This window comes from Alteromonas macleodii, from assembly GCF_903772925.1.
GTDB lineage: Bacteria > Pseudomonadota > Gammaproteobacteria > Enterobacterales > Alteromonadaceae > Alteromonas > Alteromonas macleodii_A.
On record NZ_LR812090.1, the window covers coordinates 3,969,432 to 3,988,239 of the forward strand.

The 18,808-nt window shown below is 44.0% G+C and carries 12 protein-coding genes; 5 read left to right on the top strand and 7 right to left on the bottom strand.

The genetic code is table 11. From position 1 onward, the window contains the following. The 3 genes from PCAR9_RS17020 to bamJ all read right to left on the bottom strand — a co-directional run bounded on the left by PCAR9_RS17020 (position 1) and on the right by bamJ (position 3,981). Positions 1 to 1,341 (bottom strand): Na(+)-translocating NADH-quinone reductase subunit A, encoded by a 1,341-nt coding sequence (locus PCAR9_RS17020; protein WP_179984641.1) that lies wholly within the window; start codon positions 1,339 to 1,341, stop codon positions 1 to 3. 509 nt (positions 1,342 to 1,850) lie between these two features. After that, the gene (gene fabV, locus PCAR9_RS17025; RefSeq protein WP_179984642.1) at positions 1,851 to 3,029 is read right to left on the bottom strand and encodes an enoyl-ACP reductase FabV; all 1,179 of its coding nucleotides are present in this window, start codon (positions 3,027 to 3,029) and stop codon (positions 1,851 to 1,853) included. 331 nt (positions 3,030 to 3,360) lie between these two features. After that, a complete protein-coding gene (gene bamJ / locus PCAR9_RS17030) occupies positions 3,361 to 3,981 on the bottom strand; it encodes a BamJ family beta-barrel-assembly machinery protein (protein ID WP_015068144.1) in 621 nt (206 codons plus the stop codon). Between the two features lie 233 nt (positions 3,982 to 4,214). Here bamJ and ppc point away from each other — a divergent pair, with 233 nt between their 5' ends. After that, complete coding sequence (gene ppc / locus PCAR9_RS17035) at positions 4,215 to 6,836, top strand: phosphoenolpyruvate carboxylase (protein ID WP_179984643.1); 2,622 nt, start codon at positions 4,215 to 4,217, stop codon at positions 6,834 to 6,836. A gap of 162 nt (positions 6,837 to 6,998) precedes the next feature. On the opposite strand, the gene katG is transcribed toward ppc, so the two are convergent. Both katG and mdh read right to left on the bottom strand, forming a co-directional pair. After that, positions 6,999 to 9,188, bottom strand: a complete 2,190-nt coding sequence (katG, locus tag PCAR9_RS17040) for a catalase/peroxidase HPI (RefSeq protein ID WP_179984644.1) — start codon at positions 9,186 to 9,188, stop codon at positions 6,999 to 7,001. 800 nt (positions 9,189 to 9,988) lie between these two features. After that, complete coding sequence (gene mdh, locus PCAR9_RS17045) at positions 9,989 to 10,927, bottom strand: malate dehydrogenase (RefSeq protein ID WP_015068149.1); 939 nt, start codon at positions 10,925 to 10,927, stop codon at positions 9,989 to 9,991. Between the two features lie 237 nt (positions 10,928 to 11,164). Here mdh and argR point away from each other — a divergent pair, with 237 nt between their 5' ends. After that, positions 11,165 to 11,629, top strand: coding sequence for a transcriptional regulator ArgR (gene argR / locus PCAR9_RS17050; RefSeq protein ID WP_179984645.1), 465 nt, complete (start codon positions 11,165 to 11,167; stop codon positions 11,627 to 11,629). 85 nt (positions 11,630 to 11,714) lie between these two features. Here the strand turns inward: argR and PCAR9_RS17055 are convergent, their stop codons facing one another. Together PCAR9_RS17055 and PCAR9_RS17060 are read right to left on the bottom strand one after the other, a co-directional pair. After that, on the bottom strand, positions 11,715 to 12,398 hold the full coding sequence (locus tag PCAR9_RS17055) for a type 1 glutamine amidotransferase domain-containing protein (protein WP_179984646.1): 684 nt from the start codon (positions 12,396 to 12,398) through the stop codon (positions 11,715 to 11,717). 198 nt (positions 12,399 to 12,596) lie between these two features. Further along, positions 12,597 to 15,767, bottom strand: a complete 3,171-nt coding sequence (locus PCAR9_RS17060) for a TonB-dependent receptor (RefSeq protein ID WP_179984647.1) — start codon at positions 15,765 to 15,767, stop codon at positions 12,597 to 12,599. Between the two features lie 381 nt (positions 15,768 to 16,148). Between PCAR9_RS17060 and PCAR9_RS17065 the strand changes: the two genes are divergently transcribed. From PCAR9_RS17065 to udk, 3 genes are all read left to right on the top strand, one after another. Continuing rightward, entirely contained in the window at positions 16,149 to 17,042 is an 894-nt protein-coding gene (locus tag PCAR9_RS17065; protein WP_179984648.1) for a PhnD/SsuA/transferrin family substrate-binding protein, read from the top strand. After that, the gene (locus PCAR9_RS17070; protein ID WP_179984649.1) at positions 17,042 to 17,995 is read left to right on the top strand and encodes a hypothetical protein; all 954 of its coding nucleotides are present in this window, start codon (positions 17,042 to 17,044) and stop codon (positions 17,993 to 17,995) included. The genes PCAR9_RS17065 and PCAR9_RS17070 overlap by 1 nt, the downstream gene beginning before the upstream one ends. A 188-nt stretch (positions 17,996 to 18,183) precedes the next feature. Beyond that, a complete protein-coding gene (gene udk, locus PCAR9_RS17075; RefSeq protein WP_014950808.1) occupies positions 18,184 to 18,807 on the top strand; it encodes a uridine kinase in 624 nt (207 codons plus the stop codon). Position 18,808: the final 1 nt, after the last annotated feature.

The following is an 18,808-nucleotide window of genomic DNA, read 5'->3' on the forward strand; positions in this document are numbered from 1 at the left end:
TTAACCCTCTTTCTCTATCGTGGTCAAACAGTCGCGTAAGATAGGAGCGTAGTTGTATTTGCCTGGGCATACATAAGTACACAGTGCCAAATCTTCTTCGTCCAACTCTAAGCAACCCAACGTCTGAGCACCGTCAGTATCACCAGAAATCAGGTCCCTAAGCAGAAGCGTAGGAATGATATCTAGGGGCATAACGCGTTCGTAATTACCAATTGGAACCATAGAGCGTTCTGAACCATTGGTAGTTGTTGTCATATCATATTTCTTGCTACCACTTAGATGACCTAAGTAAGCGCGTGTCACTGAGTGTTGGTTTGAACCAGGTAGGATCCAACCAAACAATTTCTTCTCGTGACCTTCTTTTAATAGTGAAACTTGGGTGTGGAAACGACCTAAGAAACCGTGTACGCCCATTGCAGTGGTACCGTTAAGTACAGAACCAGAAACAACACGTACTTCACCGTCTACCTGCTCGTTCGCAGTTAGCTCGGTCACGTCTGCGCCAATTACAGTGCGCACTAGACGTGGGTTTGTTGCAGCAGGACCTGCAATTGAGATAACACGGCGGTTATCTAATTCACCCGTAGTTAGCAATGCACCAATCGCCATAACGTCTTGGTAATTGATGTGCCAAACCGTTTTGTTCATGCCGGCTGAATCAAGGAAGTGGATATGAGTACCCGGTAGGCCCGCAGGGTGAGGACCGCCAAACTCTTCAACATCAACTGCCGCATCGCCAGTAGCAACAGAAGCACCTGCCGCTTTACAAACGTAAGTTTTGCCACCACTCAATTGCGTTAGCGCTTTAAGACCATTTACAAAATCGTCTTGGCGCTCAGCAATAATCACAGCAGGATCTGCTGCAAGTGGATTAGTATCCATTGCTGTAACGAAAATTGAGTTTGGTACAGAGTCTAGCTGAGGCGATTTGCTGAATGGACGTGTGCGTAACGCTGTCCACATGCCTGACTCTACAAGGATTGACTGAAGCTGCTCACGTGTTGCGCTCGCGATCTGGTCAGCTGCAATTTTATCAAATGTTACGGCATCACTGCCGTTCACTTTGATAACTACAGACTGAAGAACACGTTTTGCACCACGGTTAACCTCTACCACTTCACCCGCAGCGGGAGCAGTGAATTTAACGCCAGGATTCTTTTTGTCTTCAAAAAGAACCTGACCTTTCTTCACTACATCGCCAACTTGGACGTGCATGGTAGGGCGCATACCCACATATTCTTCTCCCAGAATGGCAACGCGCGTTGCAGCAGATGCATCAGCAATCTCCTGCTTTGGCGCTCCCTCAATTGGGAGGTCGAGACCTTTCTTGATTTTTATCATATGTAATTGCACTACTCTAATAGAAATACCCTTTTGCATGACCGCAGAAAACCTGCCTGTCAGCATGCAAAAACGCACTATTAACAGGTGTTAAACACCTTTTTTGTTGATTGATGGAACTTGCTGCAATTGCTACGGTCAGCCTGTTATGAAGCCGTAACGCATAATTCCTTTAGCGGACGCTTTGTTCGCCCTTTCTATATAGACCACCAGCAGAAATTTACACTTATTATTGTTGTTGTGTAGCTGCAATCGCCACTGCTGTTTTGGTAGAGGCAGAAAAGACCCCTACTTAATTTCGGGATTTTAGCATTAACCCATACGTTTGTGCCACGCTATTTCAAGATAAAGGCAAATTTTTCTACAATTTAATGTAAACCTTTGGTCTTATTCATTTACATTTTTTTCGCTAGCACCCTATATCGGCTTGTAATAATGCACAAAAAAGCCGTCAAATCAGACGGCTTTTGCACAAATAGCATTAAGTTAATTAATGGTAAGTTTAGATTTTACCAGTTAACCAACGGGTCAACTTCACTGTCGTAATCAACGCTGTCAATGTCAAAACCAAACAGCTTTAGGAACTCATGGTGGTAACCTTTGTAGTCACTTAAGTCATGAAAGTTCTCTTGTGTCACTTGGTCCCATAGCGCTTTAATTTTCGCTTGGGTAGCATCGTTGGTTTCTTTGCCGTCCATGCGATAGCGATTTGCTTCATCTAGCGTAGGAGTATTCCCAAATAGGCACTGTGTGAATAAGCCATGAATTTGTTCAATACAGCCTTCGTGAGTGCCCTCTTCTTTCATCACTTTGTAGATAAGTGAAATATAAAGGGGCATGACGGGGATGGCAGAACTTGCTTGAGTCACTAGCGCTTTTAGTGAGCTCACGTTTGCTTGTACAAGCAAATCACTGTTTTTGCCGATAATGGCTGCAGCTGCGCGGTCTAGGTCTTCTTTTGCTTTGCCGATAGTCGCTTGACCGTAAATAGGCCATGTAAGCTCTTTACCTATGTAGGTATAGGCAGTGGTTTTGCAACCTTCTGCTAGCACATCAGCATCGCGTAGAAAGTCCATCCAACGTTCCCAATCTTCGCCACCCATCACTTTAATAGTGTTGAGGATCTCATCGTCATTAGCAGGCTCAAGCGCCACTTCATGCACTTTATCTTTATCTGTATCGTAAGTTTTTGTGGTATATGCCTCGCCTACTGGCTTAAGCGTCGACTTGTAGGTCACACCGGTTTCCGGGTCGGTTCTGCGCGGAGATGCAAGACTGTAGATAACCAAGTCAACCTTACCCATTTCAGCTTTGATTTTTTCGATAGCTGCGTTTTTAATCTCATCAGAAAAGGCATCGCCATTAATTGTATCTGCATACAAGCCTTTTGCCTTGGCTTTTTCGTGGAACGCTGCAGTGTTGTACCAACCAGCAGTACCCGTTTTGCGTTCCGTTGGTGGTTTTTCAAAGCACACACCTAGTGTTTTTGCGCCATAACCAAAGGCAGATGTGATGCGTGACGCTAAGCCATAGCCTGTTGAGCTACCAATAACCAGCACATTTTTAGGGCCTTCGCCTAAGTCACCTTTTGCTTCCACATAAGCAATTTGTTCATCAACCGCTTTAGCACAGCCTACCGGGTGCGCGTTTGTACAAATGAAGCCTCTCACTTTAGGCTTGATAACCATAATAATTTTCCTTATTTGAGCGTGGGGCTATTGTAATGCCGAAGCCACTGATAACAACTCGGAGCAGATGGAACTCTGCTGACATTTAATACTCTTTTTCCAGCATATCGCATACATGCATTCTCACCTACAAAACATAGTAGCATCACATATTTAGATTTGAAAAAGCGAAACACAAACGACCTCAAAGTATGAGTACATCGCTCGTTTACAAACTAAGCGTTAGAAAAGTACGAGGAATAGACTAGAAGATAGAAAGGAATCAAAGATTAAACAAAGAAGAATACAGGTATTCACAGGAGTACCACTGGGCACTCCCGTGAAGAAATCATTAACCTAGAACGTCAAGAAGTTCTACGTCAAAGATTAGGGTGCTGTAAGGTGCAATAGCTGCGCCAGCGCCTTGCTCACCATAAGCTAGGTCGTGTGGTACGTATAGACGATACTTTGAACCTGCTTTCATAAGTTGAAGTGCTTCAGTCCAACCTTTGATTACGCCGCCTACTGGGAATTCAGCTGGCTGACCACGCTCGTAAGAGCTATCAAACGTAGTACCGTTTATAAGCGTACCGTGGTAGTGAACACGTACTGTGCTAGAAGCATCTGGAGTCTCGCCGTCACCTTCAGTAACAACTTCGTATTGAAGACCAGATTCAGTTACGGTTACTTCGTCACGCTTTGCGTTTTCTTCAAGGTACTTTGTGCCTTCTTCAATAACCGCTTTGCTTGCTTCTTCTTTAGCAGCTTGCATACGCTTGTGAATTTCGCCAAACGCATCACGTAGAGTGTCGTTATCAACCTGAGGTGCTTGACCTGCGAAGGCGTCTTTAAGGCCAGCTACAACAGCGTCAATCGCTAGTCCGTCAAACGGATTTGATTGTAGTTGTTGACCCATTTGAAAACCAATGCCGTAGCTTGCTTGGGTTTCTACTGTATTGAATGTATCAGTCACAAGAACTCCTGAAATTAAATTACAAATGCAGTACAAATTTCAAACAAAACGCATATTGCGAGAATGTTTCTGCATTTTCCGGTGCAAGAGTGTATCACACCACAAAATATCTTGCTTTGAGCAATGTTAACTAGGGTGCAAAAGTATCAAAATGTTGTAAATTATAACCGAAAGTGGTTAGACAAGTCGCAAAGGACACAGTATGGTTAGGCCCATATATTTAGGAGGAAAGCATGCAAACACACTACGATGCTGAACTGAAAGATACCGTTCGATACCTTGGTAAAACCCTTGGTGAAACAATCAAAAATCAATTAGGTCAGGAGTGGTTAGACCGTATTGAAAAGATTCGAAAAGGCGGCCGAGCTTCTTATCAGGGAGACGCTACCTGTAGCGAAGAACTGAAAGAAACTTTCAAAACAATGTCTGACAGCGATTTGCTTACTGTTGGTCGTGCCTTCGCACAATTCTTGAACCTAGGTAATATTGCCGAGCAAGAATACAACGCGGCGATGAATGTTGATGCATCGATAGATGCTCTGTTTAAACACCTAGATAAAGCAGAACTGACTGCTGACAAAGTACAAGACGCCGTTGCAAAACTAAACATTGATCTTGTATTAACCGCGCACCCTACCGAGGTTACGCGCCGTACACTTATTCATAAACATAAAGAGCTAGCGGATTGTCTTCAGGCTGTGCATCAAGCATCGTTAAGTGATGTTGAGCGTAAAAAGATAGAAACACGCATCGCTGACCTTATTGCACAGGCTTGGCACACTGAAGAAATTCGTTCAGTGCGCCCGACGCCTGTTGATGAAGCGCGCTGGGGCTTCTCGGTCATTGAAAACTCATTGTGGGAAGCGGTACCTGACTTCATGCGCGAGCTTGATGGTCGTTTAAACGAAGACTACGACGTATCGCTACCGCTAGACTCGTCACCAGTACAATTTAGCTCTTGGATGGGTGGAGACAGAGACGGTAACCCATTTGTTACTTCGAAAGTAACTGAGCAAGTATTGCTGCTGGCAAGAAAGCGCGCGGCTAAACTTTTCGCTATCGACCTTGATCGTTTGCAAGTAGAACTTTCAATGTACGATTGCAACGAAGAACTACGTGAACAAGTAGGCGATGCAAACGAACCGTACCGCGCCCTACTTCGCCCGTTGGTTAATAAGTTTATTGCTACTCGTGACGGCATTGCCGACTATCTTGCGGGTAAAAACCCGGACACGTCTAACTGGATAGAAAGCGACGATGAGCTTATCGAGCCGTTAATGCTTTGCTATCAGTCGCTATTAGACTGCGGTATGCAGGTTGTTGCTAATGGCCTACTTCTAGACACCATTCGCCGTGCTCGCGTATTTGGTATTCATCTTCTACGTCTTGATGTGCGCCAAGACTCTGAGCGTCACGCAGACGTATTTAGCGAACTCACTCGCTATTTAGGCTTAGGCGATTACGCACAGTGGAGCGAAGCCGACAAGCAAGCATTCTTATTGCGCGAGCTTGGTTCGAAACGTCCTCTGTTCCCTGCTCAATGGGATGCATCTGACGATGTAAAAGAAGTACTTGAGACCTGTAAGGTCATTGCAAAACACAGCAAGCATGGCTTTGGTATCTACATTATCTCTATGGCAAGTGAGCCATCAGATGTCATGGCGGTTCAGCTGCTTCTTCAAGAAAGCGGTGTAGACTGGCCGATGCCGGTAGCACCACTATTTGAAACGCTTGACGATTTGAACAACTCACCAGATGTAATGCGCAAACTCCTGTCTATCGACTGGTATCGCGGTTACGTGAAGGGCCGTCAGTTCGTTATGATCGGTTACTCTGATTCAGCGAAAGATGCAGGTGCATTGGCTGCTGGCTGGGCACAGTATCAGTCGCAAGAAGCATTGGTTGCCATTGCAGAAGAATTCGACGTAAGCCTCACCCTGTTCCACGGGCGTGGCGGTACGATTGGTCGTGGTGGATTGCCAGCACACGCTGCTATTTACTCACAGCCTCCTGGCTCACTAGAAGGCGGTTTCCGTGTAACAGAACAGGGCGAAACCATTCGCTATAAGTTCGGTATGCCTAAACTGGCTAAACGCAGCCTAGGTATTTACGCCAGCGCCATTATTGAAGCCATGTTGTTCCCACCTCCGGCACCAAAAGAAGAGTGGCGTGAGCTTATTACCGCAATGGCAGCGCAAGGTCGTGATAACTACCGTGCAACTGTACGTCACGATGAAGAGTTTGTACCTTATTTCCGCGTGGCTACACCAGAGCAGGAATTAGGTAAGTTACCACTAGGTAGCCGACCTGCAAAGCGTAAGCCTCAAGGCGGTATTGAGAGCCTACGTGCGATCCCATGGATATTTGCCTGGGCACAAACCCGTTTGGTACTGCCAAGCTGGTTAGGCGTTATGCGCGCTATTGATAGCGTGAAGACTCCTGAGAACGAAAAAGTGGTTAATGAGATGTTCAGCGAATGGCCATTCTACCGTTCACGTCTTTCTATGCTCGACATGGTGTTCCATAAAGCTGACCCACGTATCAGCGAAGCTTATGACGAGCGCTTAGTACCAAAAGAGCTTAAACACTTTGGTGAGGCGCTGCGCAGCGAACTTAAAGAAAGCATCTCGTCGCTGTTGGCTATTACAGGCGATGACGACATTATGAAGAACGACCCGCAAGGTAAAGAGTCGATGGAGATCCGTGCAGCGTATCTTCAACCGCTTCATTACTTGCAAATTGAGCTTCTAGATCGTATCCGTAAAGCCGGTGACGATGCGCAAAACACCAGTTTAGAGCGTGCTATGATGGTAACGATAACTGGTATCGCTATTGGTATGCGTAACACAGGTTAAGCACTGTGTTAGCGAAGTGGTTGAATTGACGCATACAGCTTTATTATGTTGGTCACCTCTCGCTTCGCTAAGCAATAATATAAAAAAGCCCGCTTCATCAAAATGAAGCGGGCTTTTTATTGCTTACGTGTTTTTACTTACACTAAAGATAAGTACCACGTACTAGCAGGTAAGGTCGAAGCGGTCTGCGTTCATCACTTTTGTCCACGCAGCAACGAAATCCTTTACAAACTTTTCTTTGCTGTCATCTTGCGCGTATAGCTCAGCATATGCTCGCAACACTGAATTTGAACCAAACACTAAGTCAAAGCGTGTAGCGGTAAACACTTCGTCACCTGATGCTCTATCGACAATGGCGTAGCTGTTTTTCCCAGTCGGCTTCCACGTATATTTCATGTCGGTAAGATTGACGAAGAAATCCGTGCTTAGCTTGCCCACGTTGTCGGTGAATACACCATGTTTACTTCCGCCGTAGTTAGTGCCAAGCATACGCATACCGCCAACGAGCACCGTCATTTCCTTTGCAGTTAAACCAAGTAGTTGGGTTTTGTCTAACATCAGCTCTTCAGGTTTAACAGCAAAGTCTTTTTGAAGGTAGTTTCGGTAGCCGTCTGCAATTGGCTCTAGCGGATCAAACGATTCAGCATCGGTCATGTCGTCAGTGGCGTCGCCGCGTCCAGGTGAGAAAGGAACAGGTACGTTAAAGCCTGCCGCTTCAATACCCTTTTCTATGCCGACATTACCTGCTAAAACGATGGTATCTGCAAGGCTTGCGCCCGCCGCATCAGCAAGTGGAGCAAGAACCTCTAACACCTTATTAAGACGCTCAGGCTCATTGCCCTCCCAATCTTTCTGAGGAGCTAAACGAATTCGCGCACCATTAGCGCCTCCACGTAAATCTGACCCTCTAAAGGTACGAGCGCTATCCCACGCTGTTGCTACCATATCGCCAACAGATAGGCCTGACTCTGCAATTTTACTCTTCAACGCATCAACGTCGTAAGACGTACTGCCCTCAGGAACCGGGTCTTGCCAAATTAACGTTTCTTCTGGTACATCAGGCCCTATGTAACGAACTTTTGGTCCTAGATCGCGGTGAGTAAGTTTAAACCATGCGCGAGCAAACACTTCGCTGAAGTATTCGTGATCGTTATAGAATTTTTCAGAAATTTTTCTGTATTCTGGGTCCATCTTCATCGCCATATCGGCGTCGGTCATAATAGGGTTATAGCGTTTTGATGGATCTTCAACATCAACAGGCTTATCTTCTTCCTTAATGTTAATTGGTTCCCACTGCTCAGCGCCCGCTGGAGACTTTTTTAGTTCCCAATCGTAATTAAGTAACAGATGGAAATAGCCGTTATCCCATTGGGTAGGATTCGTTGTCCACGCTCCCTCAATACCACTTGATACGGTATCGCGGCCAATGCTGCGGCTCTCGTGATTCATCCAACCAAGACCTGCTTCTTCAATACCTGCTGCCTCTGGATCGGGTCCTAATGCTTCTGCACTGCCGTTACCATGACATTTACCGACCGTGTGACCGCCCGCGGCTAACGCAACGGTTTCTTCGTCGTTCATTGCCATACGCGCAAAAGTTTCACGTACGTGAGCTGCCGTTTTAAGTGGATCAGGCTTACCATTAACGCCTTCAGGGTTTACGTAAATAAGGCCCATTTGTACCGCGGCCAACGGGTTTTCCATGGTTTCAGGGCTATCAACATCTTCATAGCGCTCATCACTGGGCGCTAACCACTCTTTCTCAGCCCCCCAGTAAACGTCTTTCTCTGGATGCCAAATATCTTCTCGGCCAAAGGCAAAACCATAGGTTTTAAGACCCATACTTTCATAAGCAATGGTTCCAGCAAGAACAAACAAGTCAGCCCAGCTTAATTTGTTGCCGTACTTCTTCTTTATTGGCCAAAGCAAACGGCGAGCTTTATCTAAGTTAACGTTATCAGGCCAAGAGTTAAGCGGTGCAAAACGTTGATTCCCAGTTGAAGCGCCACCGCGGCCATCTGCAATTCGGTACGAGCCTGCCGCATGCCATGACATACGGATCATAAGGCCGCCATAGTGCCCCCAATCTGCTGGCCACCAAGGCTGTGAATCTGTCATTAAATCGGTCAGATCTTTTTTAAGTGACTGGAAATCTAACTTTTTAACCTCTTCACGGTAATCGAAGTCTTCTCCCATTGGGTTTGTCTTCGTATCGTGCTGATGAAGAATGTCTAAGTTTAAGGCTTCAGGCCACCAGTCCATTACTGTTGTCCCGGTGGCTGTTAAACCACCATGCATGACTGGGCATTTCTTTGCCGAATCATTCACATCACCTAACTTTGCATTGCTCATATTACATCCTCTTTGCCTGTTCGTTTGCGTTATACAACTCACACGTTAGTTAAGTTATAGGATTGACCTATGGAGTTACGCTGCGACATCACCTTCGACATCAAAAAAGCGTTTTTCAAGCATAGTCAAAGTTTTACGCTTTGCCATAATTCAAAGCATTAATTCACAATACGAGCACTTGCCCATATAAGATCATTTGAGAGAAACGCCACCCTTTTCGTTTGTCATGTAATAATGAGCAAAATAGCGATAATTTGTATGTTGCGATAGTTCGTAAGTAATTAATTGATTATGCATTTTCTGTTCGCCTAGGTAGTAACTTAAAGAAGATAAACGCCGTTTCACCTAAAGGCTGAACGCATAGTTTTATAGCTAGGTTTTAGGGTAAATATGCTGATTTACTTAGATAAATCTGAGTTAGCGCTACTGCAGCTGAATGAAGATAAACAGACAACAAAAATTCTAGATATATAAGGTTGTAACAGATTGCTCTTTTCAAAAGAACTTAAGTGATTAGGCTATCGGGGAGTTTGAAGTTGGCGGGGCTTTGATAAGTAGGCTCTCCTGTGCCAAGAATGCCGTGGCGAAGCCTAAATAGACGCGACAAAAGAGGCAGAAATACGTAAGGTCTTAAAAGAGTGATTGTTATCTATAGAAATGAGAACTTGCAATAAGGCCTGTGAAGGTTATTAAAATATAGGCTCTCCACCGCAGGAAAGCGGTGGCGAAGCCTACATGGACGTATTCACGGCGGGCCTATATTTTGGTTGCCTTTTCAGGCTTACCCGCCAAAGGCACTATTAGCCGTTTACGAAGTCAACGCCAAGCTTGATGTCGCCACGTAGGCCTTCAAGCATGTCGTTTTTCGCTTTTTCTTCAAACGCGCTTAGCTCACCGTATGGCAAGATTTCTTCAACACCGTTTGCGCCAAGGCGTACTGGGTGTGCGAAGAATGCTGCGTCGTCGCTGTCGTCAGTTTGTACGTAAGTGTACTCAACAACGTTCTCACCTTGCATTGCTGCAACTAGAGACAGGCAGAAACGAGCTGCTGCTTGACCCATTGAAAGGGTTGCAGAGCCGCCGCCAGCTTTCGCTTCAACAACTTCAGTACCCGCATTTTGGATACGAGTAGTTAGGCTAGATACTTCTTCGTCTGTAAACTCTACGCCTTCAACTTGTGAAAGAAGAGGAAGGATAGTTGTACCAGAGTGACCACCGATTACCGGTACGTGCACAGAAGATACGTCTACATCTTTAAGTTCAGCAACGAAAGTTTCAGCACGGATAACGTCTAGTGTCGTTACACCGAAAAGCTTGTTCTTGTCGTAAACGCCTTTAGCTTTAAGCGTTTCAGCTGCAATAGCAACAGTAGTGTTAACTGGGTTAGTGATGATACCAACACACGCGTTCGGGCAGTTATCAGCTACACCTTCGATTAGGTTTTTAACAATGCCGGCGTTGATGTTGAACAGATCAGAACGATCCATACCTGGCTTACGAGGCATACCCGCTGGAATAAGAACTACGTCTGCTCCAGTAAGTGCATCAGCTAGGTCATCTTTACCGTGACCGGTTACTTTTACCGCAGTGGGGATGTGGCTCAAATCAACGGCAACACCAGGAACAACTGGCGCAACGTCATATAGCGCTAAATCTGAACCTGCTGGCAATTGTGTTTTCAACAACAAAGACAGCGCCTGACCAATACCACCGGCAGCACCTAACACGGCTACTTTCATACCATTTCTCCTATGGGATTACTTCACGTATTTAAACGGAACGTCACACTAATGCAACGCGGGGGAAAACTCAATCACCGGATCGTCTTATTAACGTTATTTATGGCGATTTTCATTCGATATTCATTATCATGAATGATTATGCAAAGAAATTGCGCAAAGTCTACCTGTACGGCACAATATACGCATACTAAATACAATTCCTTACGATAACACTTAAAAAAGAAAAGAGCGCTAATGGCAAACGCAAAACAAGAGCAACTCATCAAAGCTTTTAAAGAAATCCTAAAAGCAGAAAACTATGGTTCGCAGGGCGAGATTGTTGACGCTTTAAAAGCACAAGGTTTTGACAATATCAGCCAATCCAAAATCTCTAGAATGCTAAGTAAGTTTGGTGCAGTACGAACCCGAAACGCACGAGGAGACATGGTTTACTGTTTGCCTCCTGAATTAGGTATGCCTACCGCCAAAAGCCCGCTCAAACAGTTGGTATTAGATATTGTGCACAACAATGTCATGGTTATCATTAGAACTAGCCCAGGTGCAGCACAGCTTATCGCTCGTCTACTTGATTCATTGAGTAAAAAAGACGGCGTATTAGGGACTATTGCAGGTGATGACACTATTTTCATTGCCCCTGCTGACGTGACAAGAATTGAAGAATTAAGACAACGCGTTGAAGATTTGTTTGAAAATGTTTAGTTAAGGCAACTAAAAGCTGACAAACAAAAAACAAGAAACCGCATACAAGATGCGGTTTCCCAATACGTTATAAGCTAAGATTATCCTAAGATAAAAGCTTAATTATTGCATCTGCTGCGGGGCGTGATGACGGTGGATTCTGCCCCGTTACCAACAAACCATCAGTAAACACTTTGACGGCGAAATCATCCGCACTTTCGTATTTACCGCCCTTTTTAACTAGCTCATCTTCAACCAGATAAGGTACAACGTCGGTAAGTTCCATTGCAGCTTCTTCGCTGTTTGAGAACCCCGTTACTTGTTTGCCATCAACTAAGTATTTGCCATCTGGAGTTTTAACGTCTTTAAGCACGATTGGAGCGTGGCACACTGCACCAACAGGTTTATTCGCCGCTATCGTGTCTTCGATTAATTTAATTGAGTGCGCGTTATCAGAAAGATCCCATAACGGGCCATGGCCACCAGGGTAAAATACGGCGTCGAACTCATCTGCACGCACATCTTCAAGCGGTATGGTCGAGGCGATAGCACTACGCGCTAACTCATCCTTTGTATACCGTATTGCGTCGTCTGTCATCGCATCATCTGCAAGGCTATTGGGGTCAATAGGTACTTGCCCGCCCATTGGCGATGCCAGCGTAATCGTATAGCCTTGGTCTTTAAATGCGTAATATGGCGCTGCGAACTCTTCTAACCACATGCCAGTTTTCTTACCCGTATCACCCATAATTTCGTGAGACGTCATTACCATTAGCATACGTTTTGTCATAAGCCCTCCTTGCGAGCATTTAAAAGTTTTCTCGTCAGTTAGTTCGTGTGGTGGGGGAACTTAGATCATAAGCAATCACAGTGATCGATTAGCGGCTTGTGTGTGAGATAAATCGCAGGCATAAAAAAGTGCCACTTCCTGTTAAGGAAAGTGGCACCTAACACTACAACTTGTAGTCTGAGTAATTAGCTAACGCTATTAGAAGCGGTAGTTAATACCCACACGTGCAGACCATGCAGACGCTTCAGTATCGATGCGCTGACCACTAGGTCCATCAAAGTTTGTGAAAGTATATTGACCGTCTGCAAACTCAGCATCTACAACTGGCTCGTTATACTCAAAAGGAACTTGACGCAGTACGCCCCATTGATCGTTCAGCAAGTTACCTAGGTTACGAATAGCGAAGAAGATTTCACCTTCATGCCCTTCCATGAAACCAGGGATTTCTTGTGCAACACGGAAGTCCACACGAGAAACCCAATCTGAGTCTTGTGCATTTCGGTCAACAATAGTACCTCGTGAGCCCTCTAAACCAGCATCTGCAATGAATCTATCAAATGCAGCTTGGTCAAAATTTGGCCCGTAATTTACTAGCGGATCGTTTTCTAGAGGTACGTAAAGAAGGTTACGATCTTCGAAGAAACGTTCATCACCAAATCCTGGATCGCCGTCAAATGTATAGCTAAACACTTGACCACTACGACGAGTTGCGAATAGGTTGAAGCGTGTTGCATAACCGTCAAAGAACTCATGCGTATAGCTTAAGTTAAGCGTAAAACGATGTTCAATCTGATAGTTACTTGTAGCAACCCCAGGGCTCTGTAAGTCAGCTACAGAGAGGTTACCGTAGTTTGAACTAGCAGTTGAGCTGTTCATTGGGCTACCTTGCTCAATATCTTGATGCGAGTAACCAAATGTTGCGTTAAAGCCGTTTTCAAAATTTTTCTGTGCAGTGAACGTGTAAACCCACCCGCTACCTTCATCAGGATTGTTTGTTAACAAGTAATCTGTACCTGAACGACCACAGTTAGAGCTTGTTGGATCTGCCTGACAATCTGCGTCCAGAGCATCAAAATCTTGATAAACCGGACGACCGTCAGGTGCAGTACCGGCGTTGCGAATGTTGAGCGGAATGCTCATAGCAGGATTCTTTTCGCGTGTATAAATAATATCTGCGGTCAAAACCAAGCCAGCATCTAACTCATGTTGAACACCGATATTATATTTCCACAGTGCTGGCACGTCAAAGTCAGGGTCTAGCGCATTTACTGCTCCATCACCACCAACAAAGAACTCAGGATCAGTAGCAAGCGCTGGTAATTCAAAACCAAAGTTTGCTGTGTTTGTCCCATCAAGTGCTGCTAGAACTCGAGGATCGGTAGAATCACCTTCAAACTCTGAACCACGGATAGAAACACCATTGTTAGAATAGTTATTAGACAACCATACGTTAGGGTTACCACCAGAAAACAGACCTACGCCACCATAAATGAATGTTTCATCATCATAGATATAGTTGAAGCCTAGACGAGGTTGAATTAGGTCGAAGTCTGGACCTTGCGCATTTGAGAAACCATAGCGTTGCTCAAAACGGCTGTTCTCAATAGGGTCGCTATCAGAAGTATACTTATCATAACGCAGCCCCAGCGTTAAGGTTAGATCAGCGTTAACCATCCAACGGTCCTGGAAGTAAGCAGTGAACGTACGGAAATCAAACTCAGCAGCACCGTCATTTACATCCAAAGATGGAGGAATGTTGTAGGCTATACGGCTAGCTTGTTGATTTTCGAAATCTTCTAGTGAATCAAATTCAAAAATACCTTGACTGCCTGGAACGAATAAGTTGAAAACAGACACGTTTTCGTACTCAACGCCTGCTGTAAATTCGTGGTCACCTTCAAAATAGTTTGCGATGAATACATAATTGTCTGTATCGTAATCTAACTGATTCGCTTGACGGAATTGATCAACACCAATACTTACGTCAACACCCGGTGCCGCGTTGAAAATAGTGATATCGCCAAAATCTGGCTGTGAAGAGCCAGGAGTCTGGCCATTTACAACTTCTGCACGGTTAACACGGAACTGAGTCGATAATTTAGAGTTCCAATCAGAGAAAATCTGAACACCGTAAGTCGTTAACTCGTTTCTTCTTTGGTAATAACGATCAGAGAACGCAAAGCTATCGTTACCCAAACCTGTTGTAGAAAGTGTGAAACCTTTCGTGTTTTGATAGGTAATTTGAGCTCGGTGATCGTTACTGATTTCCCAGTCAATTTTCGCAAGCACTTTCTCTTCTTCAAGATCAAGAGCACTTAGAACGTCACCAACTTGATAACCATAAACATCGCTAGCAATGCTTGATACTCTGTCTAAAATTTCAGACGTTAGGCCTTCAATTTCATTCAGTACTGGAGCTCCTTCAGGTCCAAACTCGATAACGTCTACTGGCTCATGTTTTTCAAAAGCACCGAAGAAGAACAACTTGTCTTTAATAATAGGGAACCCTACAGTACCGCCGTAGCGTCGTTCGTTAAAAGCTGGAACAACAAATTCGTTGCTGTCTACTTCGTCGCCCTGAAGAGAGTCGTTAGTGTAGTCGAAGAATACGCTACCGTGAACTTCATTGGTACCAGAACGCGTAACCGCATTGATAGTACAGCCAGTGAAACCGCCATAAAGAACATCAAATGGTGCTAGTTCTACTGCAACTTGATCAATTGCATCAAATGGGAAAGGAAGACGCTCAGTCGGGTATCCGTTTGCATTTAAACCAAAGTTATCATTCTGCTTTACGCCATCTACAGTCAGACTGTTAAATCTGTTGTTCACACCTGCACAACCAATTGCGCCAGAATTCGTAGGGTCGATAGATATACGAGGGTCAATAGCGATTACATCTTTGATATCACGATCAACGTTTGGCTGAGACTGAAGTTGTTCAAAGCCAAAAGAAGCGCCTGGACCTGTTGCTTCAGTCATAACACCAGATGCGTAACCGCTAACAACAATGCGTTCTACATCTGCTGGTTGAAGTGAAATTTCAATATTTGATGTCTCACCTAGGGTCAGAAAGATATCTTTAACCGTACGTGTACCTTCACTGTCAGTTACGCTGATAGTGTAAGGTCCACCAACGCGTAGACCACGTGCACTGAACGCACCGTTACTCTCAGAGTTGTAGGTACGAGATTGGCCAGTACGAGTATCTGTGACAGTGATAACCGCACCCTCAACGATAGCACCGCTTTCGTTCACGATAGTACCTCGAACACCGGATGACGTTTCTTGCGCCATTGCAGTGGTCGACAAACCGATTGACAGCGCAACCGCAGCCGCAATGCGACTGAATTTAGCTGATGAGCTCATGTGTGTTTCCCTTTTTGTTTAAATTCTTTTTTACACGGTCTAGTGTAGAGCAAAAATACCACAATTAAGCCGTGTTTAAACTCGGATGTCACAAATTGTCGTAAACATTCGTGTCAGTTTTATTACAGTTTTACATTTTTATTTAGCGCTAATCGCCCGAGGCTACTGAGTTTGCAATTTATTTCTTGACCATATGGTCAAGTTAATTTACTTATTGTTATTATCGATAACTCATTCCGATTAGCTGAAGCTATTCTTGACAGATATACGACTAATAAACAGCGTTTATTAAAAATCAGGTTTACCCATAATAAAACATTTAATATCAACAACATAACTCATTAAAATAAATTTACCTATTGCAATAAATAACCTTAGCTGATGAAATTACTACATAAATCGTTAATTCATTTGGTCGTTTTTTTGACGAATTTCAGAATTGTTACTACTGGAAAATGGATATTTTTTATTATTGCTGCATTTATCTGCGGCTTGATAAATTATTCCCAAAGTTCGGCATTTTATGCTGATATAGCCCCCCAAACTGGTCAATATTTAAGCTGCAAGACAGAACTTGCGGAGAATTTTGATATTTTTTCTGTTTACGTGACTGATGGTGAAATTGCTGAATTAGCGAAGGCAAAGTTGTGCAATAACCAAACAATCAAACGCCAATATGGAGAGGTCAAAATAATTATCGGACAAGGCGATTACGACACTTTTCGCTATATAAACCACGGCGTTGTTGATTTAGCTTTAGTCAAAAGCAATGTAGTTGATGCATTTGGAGCGGACCAGATTTATGGCTTAACTAAAATAGCGTCGCATCCTAATTACTCGGCATTTTTTATTGCTTTAAGAGAAAAGCCAACCCTTTCAAAAGAATACCTTTTAGGAAAACGCATCGGCCTATTAGATTATCCAAGTAGTCGCTCGGGGCATATTGTTCCGAAGACCGTAATGCAAAAATTTGGTCTGAGTGACAATAATGTCGATATTGTCTATTTCAGCTCTCACCAAGAGCTGAGACGCGCTCTACTTGCTGGTGATGTTGATATTATTTCTTCGTATTGGGCAGAAGAAGATAAGGAAAGATTTTCACGCAACTACGCTACGCCGATATTAGAAAGCGTAAGCGGGATGCAGTGGTTTTTGAAAATGCAAACGCAAAACACCGACTTGTTTTGTGCAATGCAGTCTGTAATTCATGACATAGCGATGTCTCACCCCAGGCCTTATTACAAAACTATTACGTTAGAACAGGGGTGTAACTAATGCGTAATAAAAAGGTTTATTTTAAGTCTAATCCCCTGATTGCTGTTAACGTCTTGGCCTTAATTTTGGCGCTACAGTGTGTTGCTATAGTCGCACAATATTTCTCTTTTCAATCTTCAATACATCAAGCGGTCGATAATGTTCAGAGACGAATTAGTTTAGACAGTGCCTTTTTAGATGTTGGAAATAAGACGCTTAATACGCCGGTCAATCAATTTGCTATTCAACGCTATATGAATAGATTAAACGGCAACCTCAAACAAAATGATTACCCAGTTATTGTTAAAGGGATTCAGGGGATAGAAACAAGTACAGAAAGTTTCGTTCACTATCCCAGCGAAACTTTCTCACGCTTCGTTAACGCAGAACAAGAAATTCTCGTTGTCTTGCGCAGCAAAACACCGTTTAGCGCTTTAACTTTCAGCTGGACCAGTTTATTAGCATCACTGGTTATTTCACCGCTATTCTTTATTTCGAATAAGACGAAAAAGACTCAAAAAGCGCTTGAGGAAGAAATACCTCCTTCTCCAAAGCTTATTATAAATTTGCAAAACAAAACAATTTCTAACGGCGTAGACGATAAAGTGGTTACCCTTCAAAACAAACCATTATGTTTCTATACTGCTTTAGTAAAATATTGTATAGAGTATTCAGATACTCCACTTCCCCCGCACAAGGATGTACCTCCTGAATTGCTTGCATTGGCAAACAAAAGTTTTGGGCGGCTTATCGAACTTGGCCATACGAAGCGAAAGCGCCCTGATTTCAACGCAAACCTAGATAAAACGTTAAGTGAAATAAGAGCCGCCCTTGATGAGCTATTCTTGTCTTACAATGAAGAAAAAGAGAAGTATTACCCACCTCGTGCTCAGGGTGAAGGTTCACGTTCAAAGCAACACTCTTATGCATTGCCACCGATAAAAGAAGAGGATATCGAAATTATTGGTAACTAATTAAAAACTGACCACTTGGAGAACTTTTTTGTATTTTATGCGAGTTTATAAAACAGCCCGCAATACCTTGAAAATACAATAAAGTTCTAGCAAAGACCGCGCCCAAAAGTGAGAACTTGTGAATATAACATTGATTCGCGAGTCCTAAACGCGTATCTTTGCACCAACAAAACCAGCTTTATAGTACTATGCAATCGCCACTAATTATTGCCATTTCTGGAGCTTCTGGCTCTGGGAAGTCTCTTTTTACAAAAAATTTGTTTAACGGCTTCAGTGCTCAAGGCCGCCCTGTTCAAGTGCTGCGCGAAGATCACTACTATCGCGCCCAAGATCACCTTCCCATGGAACAGCGTGAGAAGAATAACTACGATCATCCAAATGCGTTTGAACACGAGCTATTGAAAGCGCACTTGCAAGCATTGCGTGATGGCCAACCTATTGACTATCCACACTACTGTTATAAAACGCACACGCGCTTACCTGAAACTGAACGCCTTAACCCAGCGCCAGTTATCATCCTTGAAGGTATCATGTTGCTTGCGCGTACCGATTTATTACCTCTATATGACGTAAAAATCTTTATCGACACTCCTCTTGATATTTGTTTGATGCGCCGAATGATGCGAGACCTGAAAGAACGTGGCCGTAGCATTGAGTCAGTGGCAAAGCAGTACGAAGAAACTGTAAAACCTATGTATCATCAATTTATCGAACCGAGCCGCTTCACTGCCGACGTAGTAGTGACGCAAGGTGGCAAAAACCAAATTGCATTAGATGTGATCAAATCACACATTCAGCAAGCGCTTCTTTAAG

What these genes read in the sequence shown, in the direction of transcription:
- PCAR9_RS17020 (WP_179984641.1), bottom strand. Translation starts at nt 1,341, where the DNA reads ATGATAAAAATCAAGAAAGGTCTCGACCTCCCAATTGAGGGAGCGCCA.
- fabV (WP_179984642.1), bottom strand. Translation starts at nt 3,029, where the DNA reads ATGGTTATCAAGCCTAAAGTGAGAGGCTTCATTTGTACAAACGCGCAC.
- ppc (WP_179984643.1), top strand. Translation starts at nt 4,215, where the DNA reads ATGCAAACACACTACGATGCTGAACTGAAAGATACCGTTCGATACCTT.
- katG (WP_179984644.1), bottom strand. Translation starts at nt 9,188, where the DNA reads ATGAGCAATGCAAAGTTAGGTGATGTGAATGATTCGGCAAAGAAATGC.
- mdh (WP_015068149.1), bottom strand. Translation starts at nt 10,927, where the DNA reads ATGAAAGTAGCCGTGTTAGGTGCTGCCGGTGGTATTGGTCAGGCGCTG.
- argR (WP_179984645.1), top strand. Translation starts at nt 11,165, where the DNA reads ATGGCAAACGCAAAACAAGAGCAACTCATCAAAGCTTTTAAAGAAATC.
- PCAR9_RS17055 (WP_179984646.1), bottom strand. Translation starts at nt 12,398, where the DNA reads ATGACAAAACGTATGCTAATGGTAATGACGTCTCACGAAATTATGGGT.
- PCAR9_RS17060 (WP_179984647.1), bottom strand. Translation starts at nt 15,767, where the DNA reads ATGAGCTCATCAGCTAAATTCAGTCGCATTGCGGCTGCGGTTGCGCTG.
- PCAR9_RS17065 (WP_179984648.1), top strand. Translation starts at nt 16,149, where the DNA reads ATGAAATTACTACATAAATCGTTAATTCATTTGGTCGTTTTTTTGACG.
- PCAR9_RS17070 (WP_179984649.1), top strand. Translation starts at nt 17,042, where the DNA reads ATGCGTAATAAAAAGGTTTATTTTAAGTCTAATCCCCTGATTGCTGTT.
- udk (WP_014950808.1), top strand. Translation starts at nt 18,184, where the DNA reads ATGCAATCGCCACTAATTATTGCCATTTCTGGAGCTTCTGGCTCTGGG.